Annotated in this window: 19 protein-coding genes; 7 read left to right on the top strand and 12 right to left on the bottom strand. The window is 61.1% G+C overall.

The features are described 5' to 3' along the window. Nucleotides 1-32: 32 nt before the first annotated feature. Nucleotides 33-1,430: a NarK family nitrate/nitrite MFS transporter gene (locus PGR6_RS11900; protein WP_064617234.1), complete on the bottom strand. Its 1,398-nt coding sequence runs from the start codon at nt 1,428-1,430 to the stop codon at nt 33-35. Next, nucleotides 1,408-2,712, bottom strand: a complete 1,305-nt coding sequence (locus PGR6_RS11895; RefSeq protein WP_064617232.1) for an MFS transporter — start codon at nt 2,710-2,712, stop codon at nt 1,408-1,410. Before PGR6_RS11895 ends, PGR6_RS11900 begins: the two co-directional genes overlap by 23 nt. 303 nt (nt 2,713-3,015) lie before the next feature. On the opposite strand from PGR6_RS11895, the gene PGR6_RS11890 reads away from it, so the two are divergent. From PGR6_RS11890 to PGR6_RS11875, 4 genes are all read left to right on the top strand, one after another. After that, on the top strand, nt 3,016-4,818 hold the full coding sequence (locus PGR6_RS11890) for a HAMP domain-containing protein (protein ID WP_018927807.1): 1,803 nt from the start codon (nt 3,016-3,018) through the stop codon (nt 4,816-4,818). After that, nucleotides 4,815-5,462, top strand: coding sequence for a two-component system response regulator NarL (gene narL / locus PGR6_RS11885; protein ID WP_064617230.1), 648 nt, complete (start codon nt 4,815-4,817; stop codon nt 5,460-5,462). Before PGR6_RS11890 ends, narL begins: the two co-directional genes overlap by 4 nt. An 86-nt stretch (nt 5,463-5,548) precedes the next feature. Next, entirely contained in the window at nt 5,549-6,223 is a 675-nt protein-coding gene (locus tag PGR6_RS11880; RefSeq protein WP_064617229.1) for a Crp/Fnr family transcriptional regulator, read from the top strand. Between the two features lie 74 nt (nt 6,224-6,297). Further along, the gene (locus tag PGR6_RS11875; RefSeq protein ID WP_064617227.1) at nt 6,298-6,684 is read left to right on the top strand and encodes a putative zinc-binding protein; all 387 of its coding nucleotides are present in this window, start codon (nt 6,298-6,300) and stop codon (nt 6,682-6,684) included. A gap of 313 nt (nt 6,685-6,997) precedes the next feature. Here the strand turns inward: PGR6_RS11875 and ubiT are convergent, their stop codons facing one another. From ubiT to norR, 7 genes are all read right to left on the bottom strand, one after another. Further along, nucleotides 6,998-7,468 (bottom strand): ubiquinone anaerobic biosynthesis accessory factor UbiT, encoded by a 471-nt coding sequence (gene ubiT, locus PGR6_RS11870; protein WP_019649068.1) that lies wholly within the window; start codon nt 7,466-7,468, stop codon nt 6,998-7,000. Beyond that, nucleotides 7,462-8,352: a U32 family peptidase gene (locus PGR6_RS11865; RefSeq protein WP_064617225.1), complete on the bottom strand. Its 891-nt coding sequence runs from the start codon at nt 8,350-8,352 to the stop codon at nt 7,462-7,464. The genes ubiT and PGR6_RS11865 overlap by 7 nt, the downstream gene beginning before the upstream one ends. 10 nt (nt 8,353-8,362) lie before the next feature. Further along, nucleotides 8,363-9,358 (bottom strand): ubiquinone anaerobic biosynthesis protein UbiU, encoded by a 996-nt coding sequence (ubiU, locus tag PGR6_RS11860; RefSeq protein ID WP_064617223.1) that lies wholly within the window; start codon nt 9,356-9,358, stop codon nt 8,363-8,365. Between the two features lie 214 nt (nt 9,359-9,572). Beyond that, nucleotides 9,573-10,808 (bottom strand): molybdopterin molybdotransferase MoeA, encoded by a 1,236-nt coding sequence (locus PGR6_RS11855; RefSeq protein WP_064617221.1) that lies wholly within the window; start codon nt 10,806-10,808, stop codon nt 9,573-9,575. Further along, entirely contained in the window at nt 10,805-11,359 is a 555-nt protein-coding gene (gene moaB, locus PGR6_RS11850) for a molybdenum cofactor biosynthesis protein B (RefSeq protein ID WP_018927799.1), read from the bottom strand. The genes PGR6_RS11855 and moaB overlap by 4 nt, the downstream gene beginning before the upstream one ends. Nucleotides 11,360-11,521: 162 nt before the next feature. Further along, entirely contained in the window at nt 11,522-12,169 is a 648-nt protein-coding gene (pdxH, locus tag PGR6_RS11845; RefSeq protein ID WP_064621247.1) for a pyridoxamine 5'-phosphate oxidase, read from the bottom strand. A gap of 99 nt (nt 12,170-12,268) precedes the next feature. Further along, nucleotides 12,269-13,798: a nitric oxide reductase transcriptional regulator NorR gene (norR, locus tag PGR6_RS11840; protein WP_064621245.1), complete on the bottom strand. Its 1,530-nt coding sequence runs from the start codon at nt 13,796-13,798 to the stop codon at nt 12,269-12,271. Between the two features lie 154 nt (nt 13,799-13,952). Between norR and ytfE the strand changes: the two genes are divergently transcribed. Further along, nucleotides 13,953-14,627 (top strand): iron-sulfur cluster repair protein YtfE, encoded by a 675-nt coding sequence (gene ytfE / locus PGR6_RS11835; protein WP_028940883.1) that lies wholly within the window; start codon nt 13,953-13,955, stop codon nt 14,625-14,627. A gap of 76 nt (nt 14,628-14,703) precedes the next feature. Here ytfE and PGR6_RS11830 read toward each other — a convergent pair whose 3' ends face one another. Together PGR6_RS11830 and PGR6_RS11825 are read right to left on the bottom strand one after the other, a co-directional pair. Beyond that, nucleotides 14,704-15,141: a membrane protein gene (locus PGR6_RS11830; RefSeq protein WP_028940884.1), complete on the bottom strand. Its 438-nt coding sequence runs from the start codon at nt 15,139-15,141 to the stop codon at nt 14,704-14,706. Between the two features lie 28 nt (nt 15,142-15,169). Further along, on the bottom strand, nt 15,170-16,360 hold the full coding sequence (locus PGR6_RS11825) for an NnrS family protein (protein ID WP_064617219.1): 1,191 nt from the start codon (nt 16,358-16,360) through the stop codon (nt 15,170-15,172). Nucleotides 16,361-16,944: 584 nt separating this feature from the next. Here PGR6_RS11825 and PGR6_RS11820 point away from each other — a divergent pair. Together PGR6_RS11820 and PGR6_RS11815 are read left to right on the top strand one after the other, a co-directional pair. Continuing rightward, the gene (locus tag PGR6_RS11820; protein WP_018927791.1) at nt 16,945-17,628 is read left to right on the top strand and encodes a Crp/Fnr family transcriptional regulator; all 684 of its coding nucleotides are present in this window, start codon (nt 16,945-16,947) and stop codon (nt 17,626-17,628) included. Next, complete coding sequence (locus tag PGR6_RS11815) at nt 17,625-17,819, top strand: hypothetical protein (protein ID WP_018927790.1); 195 nt, start codon at nt 17,625-17,627, stop codon at nt 17,817-17,819. Before PGR6_RS11820 ends, PGR6_RS11815 begins: the two co-directional genes overlap by 4 nt. A 171-nt stretch (nt 17,820-17,990) precedes the next feature. Here PGR6_RS11815 and PGR6_RS11810 read toward each other — a convergent pair whose 3' ends face one another. Beyond that, complete coding sequence (locus PGR6_RS11810) at nt 17,991-19,832, bottom strand: nitric oxide reductase activation protein NorD (RefSeq protein ID WP_064617217.1); 1,842 nt, start codon at nt 19,830-19,832, stop codon at nt 17,991-17,993. Nucleotides 19,833-19,868 lie beyond the last annotated feature (36 nt).

The raw sequence follows: 19,868 nt of genomic DNA, 5'->3' as shown, positions 1-19,868 counted from the left end.
CCCGCCCACGCAATGGTTGGATTCAGGTCGTCTCAGCAGGGTGTCGCGGCGCCTTTGCGCGCGTACCACCACCAGGTCACCACGATGCAGCTCAGGTAAAAAACGACGAACATGTAGAAGGCCATCTCAGGGCCGCCGGTCTGGGCCATCGAAGTGCCGAAGGATTTGGGAATGAAGAACGCACCGAAGGCGCCCATGGCCGAACTGAAGCCCAGGACGGCGGCCGATTCCTTGCCGGCATCCTTGAGCGCCTGTTCACGCACGGCTGGCGATTTCCCGGCCGAGGCTTTTTCGTGCTGCGTGCGGAAGATCACCGGGATCATCCGGAAGGTGGAGCCGTTGCCCACGCCAGTGGTGATGAACAGCAGCATGAACAGGCCGAGGAAGCCGTAGAAGCTGCCGCCCGCGCCGTTCTGCGGCAAGAAGTGCATCACGCCGAAGACCATCGCGATCATCGCCACGAAGTTCCACAGGGTCACTTTCGCGCCACCGAGCTTGTCCGCCAGCCAGCCACCCAATGGCCGCACCAGAGCGCCAACCAGTGGGCCGAGGAAGGCGAATTTCAAGGCAATGACATCCGGAAAGGAGGTTTTGATCAGCAGCGGAAACGCGGCGGAAAAGCCGATGAACGAACCGAAGGTCGCCAGGTACAACCAGCACATCAGCCAGTTGTGCTTGCGCTTGAAGATCACCGCCTGTTCGCTGAACGAGGCCCGGGCGCTGGACAGGTCATTCATGCCGAACCAGGCCAACACTGTCACCAGGACGATAAATGGCACCCAGATGAACCCGGCGTTCTGCAGCCACAACTGACCGCCGTCCGGCAACGCTTGCGGCGAGCCGCCCATGAAGCCGAACACACCGAAGGTAATCACTAGCGGCACGCAGAACTGCATCACCGAGACGCCCAGGTTGCCCAGTCCGGCGTTGAGGCCCAGAGCTGTGCCCTGCTGGGACTTGGGATAGAAGAAGCTGATGTTGGACATGCTCGAGGCGAAGTTGCCGCCACCGAAACCGCAGAGCAAGGCAATCAACACGAACACGCTGTATGAGGTGCTCGGGTCCTGCACGGCGAAGCCCATCCAGATCGATGGCAGCAGTAGCGACGCGGTGCTCAGGGCGGTCCAGCGCCGGCCGCCGAAGATCGGCACCATAAAGGAATAGAAGACCCGCAAGGTCGCACCGGACAGCCCCGGCAATGCCGCCAGCCAGAACAGTTGGTCGGTGGTGAAGCTGAAGCCGATGGCGTTCAAGCGCACAATCACCGTGCTCCAGACCATCCACACCGCAAAGGCCAACAACAGCGCAGGAATGGAAATCCACAAGTTGCGAGTGGCGGTCTGTTTGCCGCTACTTCCCCAGAACGCGGGGTCCTCGGGGCGCCAGTCATGAATGACCGGGCCTTTGTCAGGCGTTTGCAGAACGGACATGTTCTTCTCCTTGGGCAATGCTGGAAATCGGGGACCGGATCAGCAGCGGCTCTTTACCAAGCACCGGGCTTTTGCGTATTTCGCTGAAGTACATCCAGGTGAGGGAGACCCAGACCACGCCGTACATCAACATGAAGCAGGAAGAACGCACGCCGGTGAGGTCCACCAGGGCGCCGAACAGGATCGGCAGCACAAAACCGCCCAGGCCACCCGCCAGGCCAACGATGCCGGACACCGCCCCCATGTTTTTCGGGTATTCATTGGCGATGTATTTGAAAACCGAGGCCTTGCCGAATGCGAAGGCGATGCCCATGACGAACAGCAGCACGGTGAACAACGCGGGGCTCAGGCCAATGTGGAAATCCAGCGGACCGTCGATGGTCTGCACTTGCAGTTGGGTCTGGGGATACGAGAGCAGGAACAGGCAGATCCAGCTGACCCACAACACCCACCAGGTCACGCTTTGCGCCCCCCAGCGATCCGACATCCAGCCGCCGACGGCACGCAGTACGCCGCCGGGCAGGGAGAAACAGGCCGCCAGCAGCGCCGCGCTTTGCAAGCTGAAACCGTATTCCTGCACGTAGTACTTGGTCATCCACAGTGCCAGGGCAACGTAGCCGCCGAAGACGATCGAGTAGTACTGGCAGTAGCGCCACACCGCAGGATCTTTCAGTGAGCGCAGTTGCTCACGCAAGCTGGCGCCCGTGGCACTGCGATGGCCCTTGTTTTCTGAGGTCAGGAACCAGAACAGCAGCGCAGTGATAAACAAGATCGCACTGAAGACTTTCGGCACCAGCTGCCAGCTGCCGGCGGCGATCAGCGCCGGGGCCAGGAACTTGGTCACCGCCGACCCGGCGTTACCGGCACCGAAGATGCCCATGGCGAAGCCCTGGTTCTCCTTGTCGAACCATTTGGCGACGTAGGCAATCCCAACGGAAAACGAGCCACCGGCCAGGCCGACGAACAAACCCAGTACCAGGAACTGCCAGTAGGCGGTGGCGTGACTGATCAAGTACAGCGGCGTGACGCAAGTCAGCATCAGCAGGAAAAACACGCTGCGCCCGCCAAATCGGTCGGTCAGCAACCCCAGCGGCAAACGCACCAGCGAGCCGGTCAGCACCGGGGTCGCGGCCAGCAGGCCGAATTGGGTTTCGTTGAGCTGGAGCAATTCCTTGATCGGCACGCCGAGCACGGCAAACATCATCCAGACCATGAAGCACACAGTGAAGGCCAGCGTGCTCATGCCCAGCACCAAGCCTTGTCGTACACGCGGTTGGGTCACAATGCTCTCCCGTCAATTAGCCATGGCGGCAGACTAGAGAGGCAAACCCCGCAAAAACTTGACCCAGGTCAACGATGCCCATGAGGGCCTAAGCCTATGCTTAGCCCGCCTACCTCCAAGGAGGTAGTGCAAGAAAACCTTGAAAACCTTTATTTATCAGCTTGTTAAGGGTTTCAACCCACGCTTTTGTCGACAAGGAACTGTCGACAACTCTTTAGAGGTAGCTCGCCCAGGAACGGCGGCAAAACCCCACGCTGGAACGTGCATGCTCTGTTTTCTTATCGCTTTCCCGGACCTGCGCCGATGATCCGCTGGTTGCGCAGCTCCCTGCCCGCTCGCGCCGGGCTGGCGGTGATCCTGATCGCCGTGCTGGCGCTCGCCAGTTCATTGAGCGCCGGGCTGATCGCCTGGTTCAGCCAGGGCGATGCCGCTGCCATCAACACCGCAGGCTCGGTGCGCATGGAGACCTATCACCTGAGCTGGAAACTCGCCGCTGGCGTCGCCGACGAAGAAATCACCACCATCATCGACAGCCTGCAAAACCGCTTGGACAGCCACTCTCTCAAAGCGGTACTGGAAGATGGCCCGACCACCGCATTGCAACTCAGTTATGGGCAAATCCAGCAACACTGGAATGAGGATTTGCGTCCGGCACTGGAGCGCGGCGATGCGGCGGCCTTTCAGGCCCAGGCGCAGTCCTTCGTTGAGCAACTGAACCAGTTCGTCGATCTGTTGCAGCGCCAAAGCGAACAAAAGCAAGGTTGGCAACAGGCGATCCAGGGCCTGGCCCTGTTCACCACCATGATCGTCCTGCTGCTCGGGCTCTACGAACTGCAGTACGGCGTTGTCACCCCTTTGAAGGAGTTGGTGGATGCAACCCAGCGCTTTCGTCGCGGCGACTTCAAGGTGCGGGTCAACCATCAGTCCGAGGATGAGCTGGGCCAGTTGGCCATGAGTTTCAACACCATGGCCGAGACGATCGAAGAGTCGCATCGCACCCTGGAAAGTCAGGTCCGGCAAAAAACCCTGAACCTGCAACAAGCCAATGCCGCCCTGGAGCTTCTGTATCAAAGCAGCCGAAGCCTGGCCACACGCCTGGCCAATGCCGAAGGCCTGGATGAGTTGATTCGGCGCTTCCAGCAGCGCCTGCCCGGCTTGCGCCTGTCGCTGTGCCTGCAGGGACAGTTGCAGGCACCGGCCCAGCAGTTGCTCGCCCTGCATGGCGCGAACATCCGGGAAGTCTGCGCCAGTAGCGACTGCGCCACGTGCCAGCGACACCCTAAAACCAACCCGCAAATCTTCAGCATCAGCAACCAGGGCAGTGAACTGGGGGAACTCAAGGCGCACTTTGTCGACGGGCACCCCATGCAAGCCTGGGAAACCCAACTGATCCAGGCCCTGGCCAATCTGATCGGCACCTCGCTCTCGCTCAAGCGTCAACGGGAACAGGATCATCGCCTGCTGCTGCTCGAAGAACGCACGATCATCGCCCGCGAGCTGCACGATTCACTGGCCCAGGCCCTGTCCTACATGAAGCTGCAAGTCAGCCGCATGCAAACCCTGATGCGCCGGGGCGAACCGGTCCAGACCCTGGAAACCGTCACCAGCGAATTGCGCGAGGGACTGAACAATGCCTATCGCCAGTTGCGCGAGTTGCTGACCACGTTTCGCTTGCAGATTCACGACGCGGGACTGGTACAGGAACTCAAGGACACGGCCGAGGAGTTTTCCCGTCGCGGAGAATTCCAGGTGCACCTGCACGTCGACACGCTGGCCTTTCAACTATCGGCCAGCGAACAAATCCACATTTTGCAGATCACCCGCGAGGCGCTCTCCAACTGCCTGCGCCACGCCCATGCGCAAAACGCCTGGCTGCAACTGCGCCAGGATGGCGAGACCGTCAGGTTGTCGGTCGAAGACGACGGGCGTGGGTTCAGTGGCAACGTCGACCAGCGCGAACACCACGGCCTGAACATCATGGATGAGCGGGCTCGCAGCTTGCGCGGCCAACTGCAGATATTTTCCAGGGAGCCCCAAGGCACCCGTGTCCAACTGGAATTCCACCCGGAGTTTCTCGGGCAGCAAACAGAAGGTAGCGCCACATGACCCTGTCCCCACAACACAAAATCCTGCTGGTAGACGATCACCCGATGATGCGTCACGGCATTCGCCAGATGCTCGAACTCGAAGATGACTTCCTGATCATCGGCGAAGCCAGCCAGGGTGAAGAAGCACTCAGTCTCATTGAGCCGCTTCAACCGGACCTGGTTTTGCTCGACAACAACATGCCGCAAATGAATGGCATCGAAACCCTGCGCCGACTACGAGCCATGCACTACACCGGCAAAGTCCTGCTGTTTACGGTGTCGGACGCCGAAGACGACATTCGCGATGCACTGCGCCTGGATGCCGACGGCTATCTGCTCAAAGACATGGAGCCCGAACTGTTGATTCAGTACATCCGCGATGCCCTGAACGGCGCGCTGGTGATCAGCCCGGGACTGACCCAAGTCATGGCGCAAGCACTGCGTGCTCCTGCGCGTCAGGCCGTGGTGGAACTGACCGAGCGTGAGCGTCAGGTGCTGAAAACCATCGCCAGCGGCTTCAGCAACAAGGTCATCGGGCACAAGCTGGGCATCACCGAAGGCACGGTCAAGGTTCACGTCAAAAACCTGTTGCACAAACTCGGCTTGCGCTCACGAGTAGAGGCGGCGGTGTGGGCCATGGAACATCTGCGCAACGCCGGCTGAAGGGTATTCCTCTTTGGAGGTAGGCCTGCAGAGGCATAGGTCATCAAGCCTGCGCTCTCTACTATGGTCGTCAGCGGAGGTACGCCATGCTGACTCACCCTTCCATCGTTTTAACGTTGCGCCGTCATCATCTGTTCAGCCAACTGCCGGAGAAAGTCTTCGAGGAAGTCTGCGGCCTGGCCATGCTCAAACGCCTGAGTTGTCACAGTACGCTCATGCATCAAGGGGATCCGGCCAGGCGTTTTTTCCTGCTGGTCAGCGGCCAGGTCAAGTTGTACCGGCTCACCGGCGAAGGCCAGGAGAACCTGGTGGAGATCATTCAGCCCGGCCAGACTTTTGCCGAAGCCTTGCTGTTCAGCCAGGCTCGTCTGTATCCGGTGAGCGCCACCGCGCTGAAGGACAGCGTGCTGGTGAGCATCGACGGCAACCATTACCGCAATGCCCTGGAGGACCAGCCGAGAGTCTGCCTGGCCATCCTGGCGAGCATGAGCGTTCACCTGCACCTGCGTCTGCGCGATATCGATACCTTGACCATGGCCAGTGCGAGCCGTCGGGTGATCAATTTCCTGTTCCAGGAACGCCACCCGGTAACCGGCCAGATTGTCTTGCAGATGTCCAAACGCCTGGTGGCGTCGAAGCTGGGAATTCAGCCGGAAACCTTTTCGCGGATACTGCATCGCCTGGTGGAAAGCGGCCTGATTGCCATGGAACGACGCCACATCAGCATCCTCGCCGAAAAGGAACTGGCCGCTTTCCAATAGTCGGAATTGACCGTCATCAAGGCGCCCATCCACACCTCTTGCACACTGACAGAGCCCATCCACGGAGAGTGCAAATGCCCCGTTCAACCCTGCCTTTGGTTTACTCCTGCTCAGGCTGCTCCAACGTCGCCCAACTGGCCAACACCCTGGCCGTGCGCCTGGATCGCAGTGGTCTCGCTGAAATGTCCTGCATCGTTGGTGTCGGCGGGCATGTGGCAGCGCTGGTCAACAAAGCGCGCTCGGGGCGCCGGATCTTCGCGCTGGACGGCTGCCCGCTGCAATGCGTCGAGAACTGCCTCAAGCAACATGGCCTGCACGCGGACGTGCACCTGATCCTCAGCCACTACGGGCTGCGCAAACGCTATGGCGAGGACTGCACGCTGGCGCAGAGTGATGAGTTGTTTGAAGGGATCAGGCAGTTGATTGCCAGTGATGCCCGACAGCACGGAAGCCGCCAGTAAACGATTAATGCTGTTCACTTAAGCAATTTCAGCCGCGACGCATTCCTTGTAGCAGCTGCCGAAGGCTGCGTTCGGCGGCGAAGCCGTCGTCAAACCAGTGATTGCGGCGTGTCAGGCAGACCGCACTAGCCGGATTCACGACGGCTTCGCCGCCGAACGCAGCCTCGCAGGCTCGACAGCTGCTACAGATCGCATTACGGCTTAAGTGAACAGCATTACAGTAAACGATGGCCTGAGGGCCAACGAAAATCCAACTGTGGGAGCGGCGGTGCGACGATTCGACCTGCTCGCTCCCACATTTAATCTACGTTGGTCATCCCGCCGCCAAGCCCTTCCCCGCCCGCTCCAGATTGCGCCACAACCACACAGGCAGAACATCGGGGTCAAGGCTGTCGATCAGGTTCTTCAGCGCCAGCCCCAGTTCGGTATCGCCCTCGATGACCAGTCGCCGGCGAAAGAACAACGTGTCCGGATCTTCCTGACGGCTGGCCAGCAATAAAAATTCGCGCCAGTTACCGCTGATGGTCACGTTCGCCGTAGCGTGCTCGGCAATCCGCAAGCCCTGACGACTGAGCGTCAGGTACCAGGACAAACCCAGGTCCGGAATCCGCAAGCACAGCCAGCGCCCGCGCAGCACTTCGAACTCGCCCTCGCGCAATGGCTCGGCGAGGCAGCGATTCAGCGCCTGCTGCAACGCCAGGCGCTGCACGGCAAAAGGCACCCGGCGCACCAGTGGCAACAACCGGTCGGCGCCTTTCAACAGCCACTTCTTTCGATTCAGCACAGGCCAACCTCCTCGACGCGCAGCATGCCGGCCTGACCATGCCAATAGCCATTGCAACCTTCGACGAACAGCGGCGGTGTTTCGCCCAGACGAACCCGTTGATAGGCCGCGATCACTTCGTCCATGCCCTGAGCACGAGGGCTCAAGCGCAACAGATCGGCACCACAGGCCACCAGTCCGGCGTAATCGGCCAGCAGGTTGGTCACCTCGGCCGACATCGTTTGAATACCGTTAAGGGTAAACAGTGGTTGCCCCTCCTGGCTGGTCAGCGCCAGGCCATCGGGGTAGTTGATGCAGCAGAACCGGCAGTCGTCCTTGGGCCGGTTTTCTGCACGGGCAGTGAAGCAGCGGGCGGAATAGGCCAACGGCAGATGCCCATAGGCGAAGATTTCAACTTCCGGCACTGCACGACCCAATTCACGCACCTGCCCGATCACGTCGCTGATCAGCGCCGCCGAACACTCCACGGGCGGCACCCAGCGAGTCATTCCGCTGTCGAGTAATTGTGCCAATGAGTGGCCGTTGTACAGATTGAGCGCCGGGCCGCCCACGAAAGGTAACTTGCGCTCGGCCAGGAAATGCACCGCGCCCATGTCGTTGGCCTCCACCAACAACTCGCCGTTGTCGCACAGCCGGCGCAGGCTGGAGAGTTCGGAGGCAGCCTCGATCAGCGTCAGGCTGGAAAGCACCAACTGTGCCTGGCTGCATTCCTGTAACTCGCGCCCCAGCCCCAGCCATTGATCCAGGGAAAAGGCCCGGCGTTTGGAGCACACGGTTTCCCCCAGATAAATCACGTCCAGGGGCAAGGTCGACATGTCGGCGTAAAAGTTGCTGAGTTGCTCTTTGTCCCAATAAAACAGGACCGGTCCCAGGCTGAGCTTCATGTCGCGTCCCTCATTGCCATGATCGATGATAAGCGCCCAGGGTGGTCTGGCTGCCTTCGGACAAACCGGCCAGCACCTGACGCCATTCTTCCTTGACCCGAAAACTGCCGGGCGCGCCACGGTGAGCGTCCAGTGCCGCGCGCCAAACCCGGGTGACTTGTTCGACATACGCCGGGCTGCGTTGGCGGCCCTCGATTTTCACCGCTTCGACGCCAATGGCCGTCAATTCCGGGAGCAAGTCCAGGGTGTCGAGGCTGGTGGGCTCCTCCAGCGCATGAAAGCGTTTGCCATCGACCAGAAAACGGCCTTTGCACAAGGTCGGGTAACCGGCCGATTCGTCAGGGGTGTAGCGATCGATCAGCACTTCGCTGAGGCGCGCGCTCAAGCCTTCGGCGTCCTCGCTCCAACGCACGGCTTTGGCTGGCGAACAGACACCGCACAGGTTCGGCGACTCACCGGTAATGTAGGAAGACAGGTGGCAACGCCCTTCGGCCATGATGCACAAGCTGCCGAAGCCAAAGACTTCGATGGGCACCGGGCTGCTGGCGGCGACTTGACGTACCTGCGCCAACGACAACACCCGCGGCAATACCGCGCGACGAATGCCGTAGCGCTGCGCATAAAATTCCAGCGCCGCGGCATGGGTTGCCGACCCCTGAACCGACAGATGCAGGGCCAATTGCGGGTGACGCTGACTGGCATAGTCGAGCACCCCGGGGTCGGCGGCGATCAGCGCATCGACGCCGAAATCGGCGGCACGATCCACCGCCCGTTGCCAGCGCTCCCAACCCTTGGGTTGTGGGTACGTGTTGACCGCGACGTAGAGTTTGCGTTGATGTTGGCGGATGTGGGCGACGGCGGCGTCGAACTGTTTGTCGTCCATGTTCAACCCCGCGAAATGCCGGGCATTGGTGTCATCGCGAAAGCCGACATACACGGCATCGGCGCCTTGGCGCACCGCCGCTTTAAGCGCAGGCAGGTTCCCTGCCGGGCAGACCAGTTGCATGGGTAATCCTCATCAAAAAGCGCAGTCCGGAGCCTGATCAGCCATGGTTGGAATGCGCTTGTGGCGAGCGAGCTTGCTCCGGGCGGCATTCCGACGCTGGACTGCGCAGCAGGCCTGAATAACAGGGCCGCTTCGCGACCCAGCGGGAGCAAGCTCCCTCGCCACACAGTCTAGCCAGACCGGCAGGCACAGCCTTGACGGCAATCAATTGCCATCACTGCATCAGGTCGGCGAAGGACAGGAACATCACGTTGTCGTGCTTGAGCACTTGCTGCTCGCACTCGATCACCGCCAGCCCGTCGGCCCAGCACGCGGCGGTCAACATGGCCGAGCTTTGCTGAGGGTGCAGTTCCACACTCAACTGGCCATCGGCGCCGGGCGTCAACCTGGCCCGCAGGTATTGTCGACGCTTGTTTCGCTGCAACCAGTCGAACCCGGCAGGCACAGCCAGCGGCACCGGCAGCACGTCAGTCACACCCTGGGCCCTGAGCAGGAACGGACGCACCACCACCAACGCGGTAATCAGCGCCCCTGACGGGTTTCCCGGCATACCGATCCACGGTTTACCGGCCACTTCGCCATAGGCCAATGGCTTACCCGGCTGGATCGCCAGCCGCCAGAAATCCACACTGCCCAGTTCCTCGATGGCCTGTTTGAGGTGATCTTCCTCGCCGACCGACACGCCACCGGAGCTCAACAGCAAGTCGCATTCCGAAGACGCCAGGCTCAAGGCATGCCGGCTGGCCACCAACTCATCGGCCATGACGCCATAGTCATGCACCTCGACGCCCCAGCCGCGCAACAACGCGGCGAGGCAATACCGATTGCTGTTGTAAATTTGCCCCGGCGCCAAGGGATCGCCCGGCTCACGCAGTTCGTTACCGCTGCTGAGCAGGCACACCTGCAACGGCCGATAGACCTCGACCCGGGCAATCCCGGCACCGGCCAGCAATCCCAGTTCTTGCGCGCGCAGGCGTTTGCCGGCCTTGAGCAGCAGATGCCCGCGGCGAACTTCCTCCCCTTCCTTGCGCACGTGATCGCCAACGGCTACGGGCGGGAACCAGACTCGCTCGCCTTCGACCCGGCAGCGCTCTTGCGGCACCACGGTATCGGCACCCGGTGGCAATGGCGCGCCGGTAAAGATCTGCACCGTTTGCTGCGCAAGCAAGGGCGAGCGCGCCTGATCCCCCGCCGCAATTCGGCCGCCAATCGTCAAACAGCCACCTTCCGCCGGCAGGTCGGCAGCCCTGAAGGCATAACCGTCCATGGCACTGTTATCCCAGGCAGGGAGATTCACCGGGCAATGAATGTCCACCGCCAGCACCCGCCCCATGGCCTGGTCCAGACGGACCATTTGCGCCAGGGGTGGCGGTGGTGCCTGGTCGAGCAGACGGCTGATGGCCTCGTCCACGGGCATCAGGTTGCCGAGGTCGCACACCCGGCCGCTCATGAGCGTGTCTCGCAGGCGTCGATGACCCGCTGTGCTTGCGCTTTCAAATGCGGGGCGAAGTTACACGGGCCGGTGCGACTGTCCAGTTGCTCGAGCAGAATCTTGTTCCAGGCAGTCCGGCAGGCACCCGGCGAGCCAGGAACGCAGCACACCAGTACACCGTTACTCATCCCGGCCAGTGCCCGGGACTGCAGACTGGACATGCCAATCTCCTCCAGCGACACCTGGCGGAACAATTCGCCGAAGCCTTCCACATGTTTGTCCAGCAGTGGCAGCACCGCTTGCGGTGTGTTGTCACGAGCGGTGAAACCGGTGCCGCCAGTCATCAATATGACTTGCACCCGGGGGTCGGCGATCCACTGGGAGACCGTTGCGCGGATCTGATAAATGTCGTCCTTGACCAGGCCACGATCGATCAGCACATGCCCGGCCGTTTGCAGCAAATCCGCCAGGGTCTGTCCTGAAGTGTCGGTGTCAAAGGTGCGCGTATCGCTGATGGTCAGCACGGCAATGTTCAGGGGTTCGAAACTGCGTTGCGTCAGATGGGCCATATCCAGGCTTTCCCGTAGATGAGGGTATGGCCCAAAGCCTGAACCGGAATAGCGAACGAGCCTATTCCTCCAAGGAGGTACCTCGTCGGGGTCTATGGATTAATGGGGGACTCAAGCCCGTAGCAGCTGCCGCAGGCTGCTACGGGGGAACTTACTCGTCGCTCAAGGCGCCAAGCGGCGCCGTTGCCATGCACCATCTCGCAACCGGTAATCGAGACGGTCATGCAAGCGGTCGGCACGGCCCTGCCAGAACTCCAGACGTTCGGGGTGCAGGCAATAACCGCCCCAATGTTCGGGGCGCGAGACGGTCTGGCCAACGAAGCGCTTGATGGTCTGCGCCAGCATCGACTCCAGCGCGGCACGACTGGCCAACGGACGGCTTTGCGGTGAAGCCCAGGCGCCCAGGCGACTGGCCATCGAGCGGGAATCGAAGTATGCATCCGAGAGTTGCGGGTCGAGCCTGGACACCCGGCCTTCGATGCGCACTTGACGCTCCAGCCCCGGCCAGAAAAACGTCATGGCGGCATAGGGATTGGCGGCCAGTTGCCGCCCCTTGTCGCTCTGATAATTGCCGAAAAAAGTAAAACCTTCATCGCTCAAGCCTTTGAGCAACAGCACACGGCAGTGCGGCCGCCCTTCATCATCGACCGTCGCCAGCACCATGCTATTGGCCTCGACAGGTGCGCACTCGGTGTCGCGGGCCTGTTGCAGCCATTGCCGGAACATCGCCAGTGGATCGTCCAGCGCTGCCTCATCTTGCAGGCCATTAAGGGTGTAGTTACGGCGCATTTGGGCCAGGGACAGGGGCATGACGGTGATCTCCGGAAGGTTTTGCGCAGTGTGCGAGGCACTGCGCGATACCACCTTGACCGCCATCAACACCGAGCGTCGACACGGCAGCGCCCTGACCTACTTCAGACGCAGGCGTCGCGCCAGTTTGTGCAAATTGCTGGGGTCGACTTCCAGCATCCGCGCTGCGCTGGCCCAGTTGTCTCCGGACAGGCTCAGGGCCTCGAGGATCTTCTTGCGCTGGTAATCATCGACGGCTTCGCCCAGGGGCTGGAACGGCAGATCAGCCGTAATGTCCCGGGATGGCTCGACCTCTGCCCCCGATGCTGCCACCGGGCTGTCGAGATCGAGAACCTCTGGCTCCAGCGTCATGATCGATGTGCGACTCGTCCCGCGACTGAGCTGCTTCAACGCGGCCCGACTGATGACATGCTCCAGTTCGCGCACATTGCCCGGCCAGGTGTATGCCAGCAAGGCTCGCTCCGCCGCCGGCGACAAACGCAAACCTCGCAGGCCGAGCCGCGCCCGATTGAGCTCCAGAAAATGCCCGGCCAGCATCAACACATCGTGACCACGCTCGCGCAGCGCTGGAATCGGCACCGGGTACACCGAGAGGCGGTGATACAGATCGGCGCGAAACAAGCCATCGCGGATGCTGTCCGGCAGGTGCCGATTGGTGGCGGCGATGATGCGCACATCGACGTGCAACGGCTTGTCGGCGCCCAGGCGCTGGATCTCGCCGTTTTGCAGGGTGCGCAGCAATTTCGCTTGCACACTCAAGGGCAACTCCCCGACTTCATCGAGAAACAGCGTGCCACCGTTGGCGGCGTCGAAGCGTCCGGCACGGTCACTCGTAGCACCGGAAAAGGCGCCTTTGACATGCCCGAACAACTCACTCTCTGCCAGCGACTCCGGCAAGGCTGCGCAGTTAACCTGTATCAGCGGTTTGTGGTGGCGCCTTGAAAGACGATGCAAGCGCCGTGCGAACAGCTCTTTGCCGACGCCGGTCTCGCCCAGCAGCAATACCGGCAGATCGGAATCGGCCAGTACATCCAGCTCATTGAGCAACTGATGCAACACCTCACTTTGCCCAAGGATCTCGCCTTCTCCGACGGGCACGCGCAAGTCCTGAGGATCGCTGCGGGACAGGCGCAAGCTGCGGTTTTCCTGCTCCAGGCGGGTGACCCGCACGGCGGCTTCGATCTGCAACGTGCAACGCTTGAGTTCTTCCCGCGCCCGGTTGTCAAAGGTCCCGGCGTGCAGCGCATCGAGGGTGATCGCACCCCAGATCCGCCCCTCGACATAGAGGCTCACGCCCATGCAGTCATGCACCGGCAGCGGCTCGCCGACATGGTTGTCGAGCAAGCCGTCGTAGGGGTCCGGCAGGCGGCTGTCGGGCTCGAACCAGGTCGGCTCGCGCGACGCCATGATTGCCGCCAGCCGAGGATGCTGGGCAATGACGAACCGGCGCCCCAACGCTTCATGAACCAGCCCCACCGTTGCAACGGGCCTGAGGCTGTCGTCATCCAGACGCAGCAAGCCCACGGCGCCACTGTTGAAGTATTCGCGCAGGGTCTGGACCAGTCGTTGCAACCGCACGGCATTGGGCAACTCGACGATCAGGTCGGCCGCCAGGCTTTCTCGCAGCATGGTAGTCATCACCCTCTATGGTTGTATTTACCCTGAAGCATCAGGGTGAATATCACCACAACTAAAAATTAATCCATGTTTTTCAATACGTTAAAAATGGCATGCCGGGTGCAATGAGCCTGGGGAACCGTTGAAACCCAAACAAGGAACCCTGATGAGCCAGCCCCTATTGGAACAAAGCCTCGGCCAACTGGCCTGCGACATTCCCGGTGCCACCCGGATCTTTCACACCTTCAAACTGGACTTCTGTTGCGGCGGGCATAAAAGCCTGCGTGAAGCGGCCCTTGGCAAAAACCTCGATCCGGTCCTCATTGCCGACGCCCTGCAGATTCTGCAAGACGCCGGCGAAACCCAGCACGACTGGCGCAACGAACCGTCGGAACTGCTGATCGCCCACCTTCTGACGCGCTACCACGCCCGCCACCGCGAGCAACTGCCGGAGCTGATCCGACTGGCTCGCCGCGTCGAGCAGGTCCATGGCGCGCGCAGCAGTTGCCCCAACGGCCTGGCCGATCTGCTGACAGACATGCAGCAGGAACTCGAAGGCCACATGCTCAAGGAAGAACAAGTGCTCTTCCCGATGTTGCAACAAGGCGTTGGCCCTCAGGCCGCACCGCCGATCCAGGTGCTGCGTTTCGAACACGATCAACATGGTGAAGCGCTGGAGAAGATGCTCGCCCTGACCAATCACATCATCCCGCCCGCCGATGCCTGTAACACCTGGCGTGCGCTCTACCGTGGGCTGCTGGAGTTCAAAGACGACCTGATGCAACACATCCACCTGGAAAACAACGTGCTGTTCATTAATGCCCTGAACCCCCGCCATTGATCGATTACCGGCCACCCCCCAACCCGCGCCATCCAACCGGATGACGCGGGTTTTGTTTATGAGGGACGTATTGCGATCAGCCGTGCCAATAGAACATGGCCTTGGCCAGGATCACGATCAACACCATGTGCCCGAGAATGCTGCGGCGAATCCAGCTTGCGCGGGTCGCGGTCAGGCGCCCGTGGGTCAGCCAATAGGCCAGCAGCAAGTAATGACCAATGATGCTCAAGGCCAACAGGATTTTCAGGCTCAGCAACGTACCAAAACTGCTGGCCAGCGGCTGACTCAATGCGCCACGGTACTGCCACGCCAAACCGATGCCGGCGCCATACAACAGCAACACCACGCCGTGCAGAACCTTACGCGAACGCAGGGCAATCGCCTGATCCGCCGTCACTTGCGCAATCTCCGTCAACGGCTGGCGGGCGCGATGCCAGATGACCACCTCGAAAAACAGCGTGCCAATGAAGGCGATTGCCGCCAGCAGGTGTGCGACCAGAAAAAACGGATACATCAGTGGCAGCCTCTGTCAGTGTGCGTGCTCATCCCGGATGACCGTCAACCCGGGCCCGCAGTAGCATCGGCCCGTAGCGCCAGGCATACAGCGCAAACGCCAGCGCCCAGCACAGACCGGCCAGCCACAATGCGGCCATCGGCAAGAACAGGATCAACACCACCCGGCTCAGACACGCCAGGTTGAGCAGAATGAAGGCCAGGGTCATGCCCGAGGGCGGTTCCAAGGGACGACCGGTGTGGCCGAGGCTGACCCGCGCGATCATCGCCAGCACCAGGCCAGCCATGGCCCCGATGGTCAGGCAATGCACCGCCAGACTCGGGTTGATCGGCACACCGAAATGCCACAGCGCCATCCCGAGACACGCCACCGCCAGCCAGCCATAGGCCAGATGCAGCGACCACAACAACGGCACGCGCCAGAGTGCCCGGTCATGCCAGCGCACCAGGCGCACCAGATGCCCTGCCGCCAGCACCGCGAACAGCAGGCCCACCCAGACATTGGGGTTGAGCGCCGGTCCTGCGGCATACAACAACGCCACCAGCGGCGAACCGACCAACAGCAGGCGATCCAGCCAGGGCCAGGCGGCAACGCCTTCAACCCGACCAAGGCCGCGCTGGGTGAAGAACGGAATGACCCGCCCGCCGATCAACCCCATCATCGCCGCCACCAGCCAGAGGCCGCTCAGCACGCCCTGGCGTTGCCAGCCTTCGTGCCCCTCGACCAGGCCGTACAGAGACAACCCGTCAGCCAAGGCCAATAACATCAAGACCACCACAATCGGGTAGTTACGTTTCTGCCGCACTTTCCACAAGGTGAAGCCCATGAGTACCGCCACCGCCAACGGGAACGCCAGTTCCAGCACGGCGAGCAACGGCCATGGCGCATTGGCCAGCCAGGCCACCCGCGCCAACAACCACAGCAACGCCAGCGCGGCCAACGGTTTGCTGCTGAGGCCGGGGCGACCGGTCCAGGTCTGCACCGCCGTCAACAGAAAGCCCGCGATAATCGCCAACCCGAACCCGAACAGCAATTCATGCCGATGCCAGCCCAGCCAACCGCCCGCCGGCTGCCAGTTGGAAATCGAACCACTGAAGGCCGCCAGCCAGAGTGGAATGACCAGCACTGCCAAAAGGCAACCGGCGAGGAAAAATGGCCGAAAGGCCAGCCGAAACAGCGGCGTGATTGCCATCGCTTTACGGCGGTCAAGCACTTGCATAAAACCACTCCTCTACCTTGTTGCCGACCTGACACCAACCCGCAGGCGCCGAGGTAAATCCAGGGGCAATCATCGGGTATTACCGATCCATTGCCGTTGTCGCAGATCAAGTGTGCAAGGGGCGTGCCCTGATGCTTTCTCGTATTCCTGTGGCGAGGGAGCTTGCTCCCGCTCGGGTGCGCAGCAGCCGTAAAACCGGCGAATGCGTTCTATCAGACATACCGCATAGATCGATGTTGGGAGTGCTTCGCACTCCAGCGGGAGCAAGCTCCCTCGCCACAGGGCATTCCGGATCAGGGTACAAATGACCATTAAAGGGTTATTTTCACCCTAATCCTCAGGGTCTTTTTTACCCTCACGCCTGAGAACCCCGCTAAATAAAGGCCTCCAAGCCTGGCCCATGTCTTGCTCAAGCTTGTGGAAATCAAACAAACCGATCCCAGGAGTCGTCATGAAAAAAGTCATCCAGCCACTGGCCTGGTTCGTGGTGTTGACCTCAATCCTGGCCGTGGCCAGCGGCGTTTCCCTGGGCCTCGTCTGACTTGTTCACCAGCCCCCCTTCTCAATCTTCAGGATGAATTCTCATGGTGCTTCACCGCGTCCATCACCAGATTCTGCGCAGTCATCATCTGTTCGAGCCGTTGAACGAAGAACAGCTGGACGAATTGATGAGTACCAGCCAATTGCTGAGCATCGACAAAGGCGAGCCGTTGTTCCGTCAGGGGGAGCCGGCCGATGCGTTCTACTTCGTGATTGCCGGCGCGGTAAAAATCTACCGGCTGACACCGGATGGGCAGGAGAAAGTGTTCGAGGTCATCAGCGAGCGGCAAACCTTCGCAGAGGCGATGATGCTGATGGACACCCCAAACTATGTGGCCTCGGCCGAAGCGATCTGCCCCACCCAGCTCTATCGTTTATCCAACAGCACCTACATGCGCCTGCTGCAGAGCAATAGTCGGTTGACCTTCGCACTACTGGGCAAGCTCTGCGTTCGCTTACATCAACGGGTCAACGAAATCGAAACCCTGTCGCTGAAAAACGCCACCCACCGGGTCGTGCGTTATCTGCTGACGCAACTGGTGCGCCAGCAAACCGTTGACTGCCAATTCGAACTGCCGATGGCCAAGCAACTGATTGCCGGGCATCTGTCGATCCAGCCAGAAACCTTTTCGCGAATCATCCGCCGCTTGATCGATGAAAACATCATCACTCAGGACGGCCGTCAGATCGCCATTCTTGATCGTCTGCGCCTGGAACAGTTCGAGTGAGTGCCATGCCCGTCTGCCTGTATTGCCAACATGCCAACCCTTCACAAGAAACCGAGTGCCACCAATGCGGCATGCCCCTGCCGGCACTGGCTGAACACGCCGGGGAACGTCGGCAGCGCCGATTCATGTGGTTCTGCGTTGGCCTGACGGTCTTTTGCGTGGTGATGTTTTTCTGGCTGCCGCGCAGCTGAAGATCGCACATATCCCTGTAGCAGCTGGCGCAGCCTGCGTTCGGCTGCGCAGCAGTCGTAAATCCTGAGCCCACGGTACGACTGAAACACCGCGTTGTATGGTTTTGCGACTGCTGCGCAGCCGAACGCAGCCTTCGGCAGCTGCTACAGGGACGCAGGTGGTCAAGGACATCACAGTTGGGTCAGCTGGCGGTACAACTGCGGTAAGCGCAGGGGGAGTTGTTCGGGCTGGCGGATCAAGGTGTAGCCATTGGCGCCGAACATGTACGGCAGGTAATCCCCGGCCTCGCGATCGATCGTGATACAGAACGGCGTCAGCCCCTGACGCCGTGCCTCCAGCACCGCCTCGCGAGTATCTTCAACACCGTAGCGCCCTTCATACAGATCCAGATCATTCGGTTTGCCATCCGTCAGCAGCAGCAACAGTTTGCTGCGCCGCTTGCTCGTGCCCAATAGTTGCGTGGCCTGGCGAATGGCAGCCCCCATGCGTGTGTAATACCCCGGTTTGAGACCTTGAATACGACCTCGGGTGGTGTCGTCATAACGCTGGATGAACGACTTGAGTTCCTGCATGCGCACTTGCTGACGACGCAACGAGGAAAACCCGTACAGGGCGAAATCATCACCCAGCACCGACAAGGTTTCGCCGAACAGCAGCAGGCTGTCGCGGATCACGTCGATGACACGATGCTGATCGTTCAGGTGGGCGTCAGTGGACATCGACACGTCGGCCAGCAACAGGCACGCCAGGTCGCGGCGAGTCTGCCGCTGCTCCATGAACAAACCGCGTTCGGCGCACTGGCCATGCTCGCGATCAACGTGAAAATCCAGCCAGGCCTGCATGTCCAGCTCTGATCCCTGAGGTTGTTGGCGTAACCATTGACGATCATTGCGCAGGTGCTCGAACTGACGCCGCAAACGGTGCGCCGAGGCCTTCAGGCGTAGCGGCAGCGGCTGCGCCTCACAGTCGCGGGGCACCAGCATTTGCAGGTTGACGAAGCTGTCCTGCATCCGTTGTTTGCGATAGTCCAACTCCGGCAACTTGATGCCCTCGCCGAGGGGAATATCGTCGACATCGGCCGGTGGTAAATCCAGATGCAGCTTGAGACCGCCACCCTTGCGCAGGCGTGTGCGCGACAGCGTCAACTCATCCAGGTCGTCGGCGACTCGGGCAGCGTCCGGGTCTTCGCTGTCATCCGACCAGCGATCCAGGTCCACGTGCTCGGTCCAGCTGAACAGGTTCTCCAGACGCACCACCAGCAACCCGCCTTCACGGGTGCTTTCATCGATCCGCGTCGCGCGCTTACGCCCGCCTTTCTGCTCGCCGGGTGGCGTGGTCAAAGACTCTTCGGACTCATCGCCCAGATCGGCAGCCTGGGGACTAGCGAGATTTTGCGGCGGGTACAACCACAGCGGCAACGGCCACGCGGCCCGTTCGCTGCGAGGAAAGTGCTCGACACTGCCGGGCTCGCGCAACGCCTGGCATAACGCCCGTTCCAGTGCCGCTTCGCTGCCGTTCAACGAGGCCGGATCGGGGCGCAATTGCAGATGGGCATCGACCAGTCGTTGGTAACGAACACGCAGCGCGGGATAGCGTCGCAGCAGCTGTTGCGTCCAGCGTTGATTGTCCCGGCCCCAGTGGCGCATCTGCCCGGCCTGTGCCGCCAGCAACGCGAGCCAGCGATAGAGTTCCTCATTCAGTGCCACTTCGGGAAACACCGCCAGGCTCGATGGCAGCCGTAAATTACGCTCGTCACACCACGCCAGCGGCACTTGTTTGCAGGTGCCGGCGATTTGCTGCAACACGTTGCGTCGCAGCAGCAGATCGCGGTCGCTGGCCGCTTCCACACCGACGCCATTGGCACCACCCATGGCGCGGAACAACAGCGCCAGCGGGCGTTGCTGGCCGGCCAGTTCAACCCGTGCTTCGGGGAAATCAGGGCTGGCGCGCCGGGTGATGAAACGATGCCAGACACTGCCTACCCACTCTTCCAGTTCGACGGTAAACGCCATGATGCTTGCCCTTGCTGGAACCAAAAAACGGCCCGC

The organism is Pseudomonas sp. GR 6-02, assembly GCF_001655615.1.
Classification (GTDB): Bacteria; Pseudomonadota; Gammaproteobacteria; order Pseudomonadales; family Pseudomonadaceae; genus Aquipseudomonas.
Note: the sequence above shows the minus strand (reverse complement) of the source record. Positions and strands in the feature narration are given on the sequence as shown.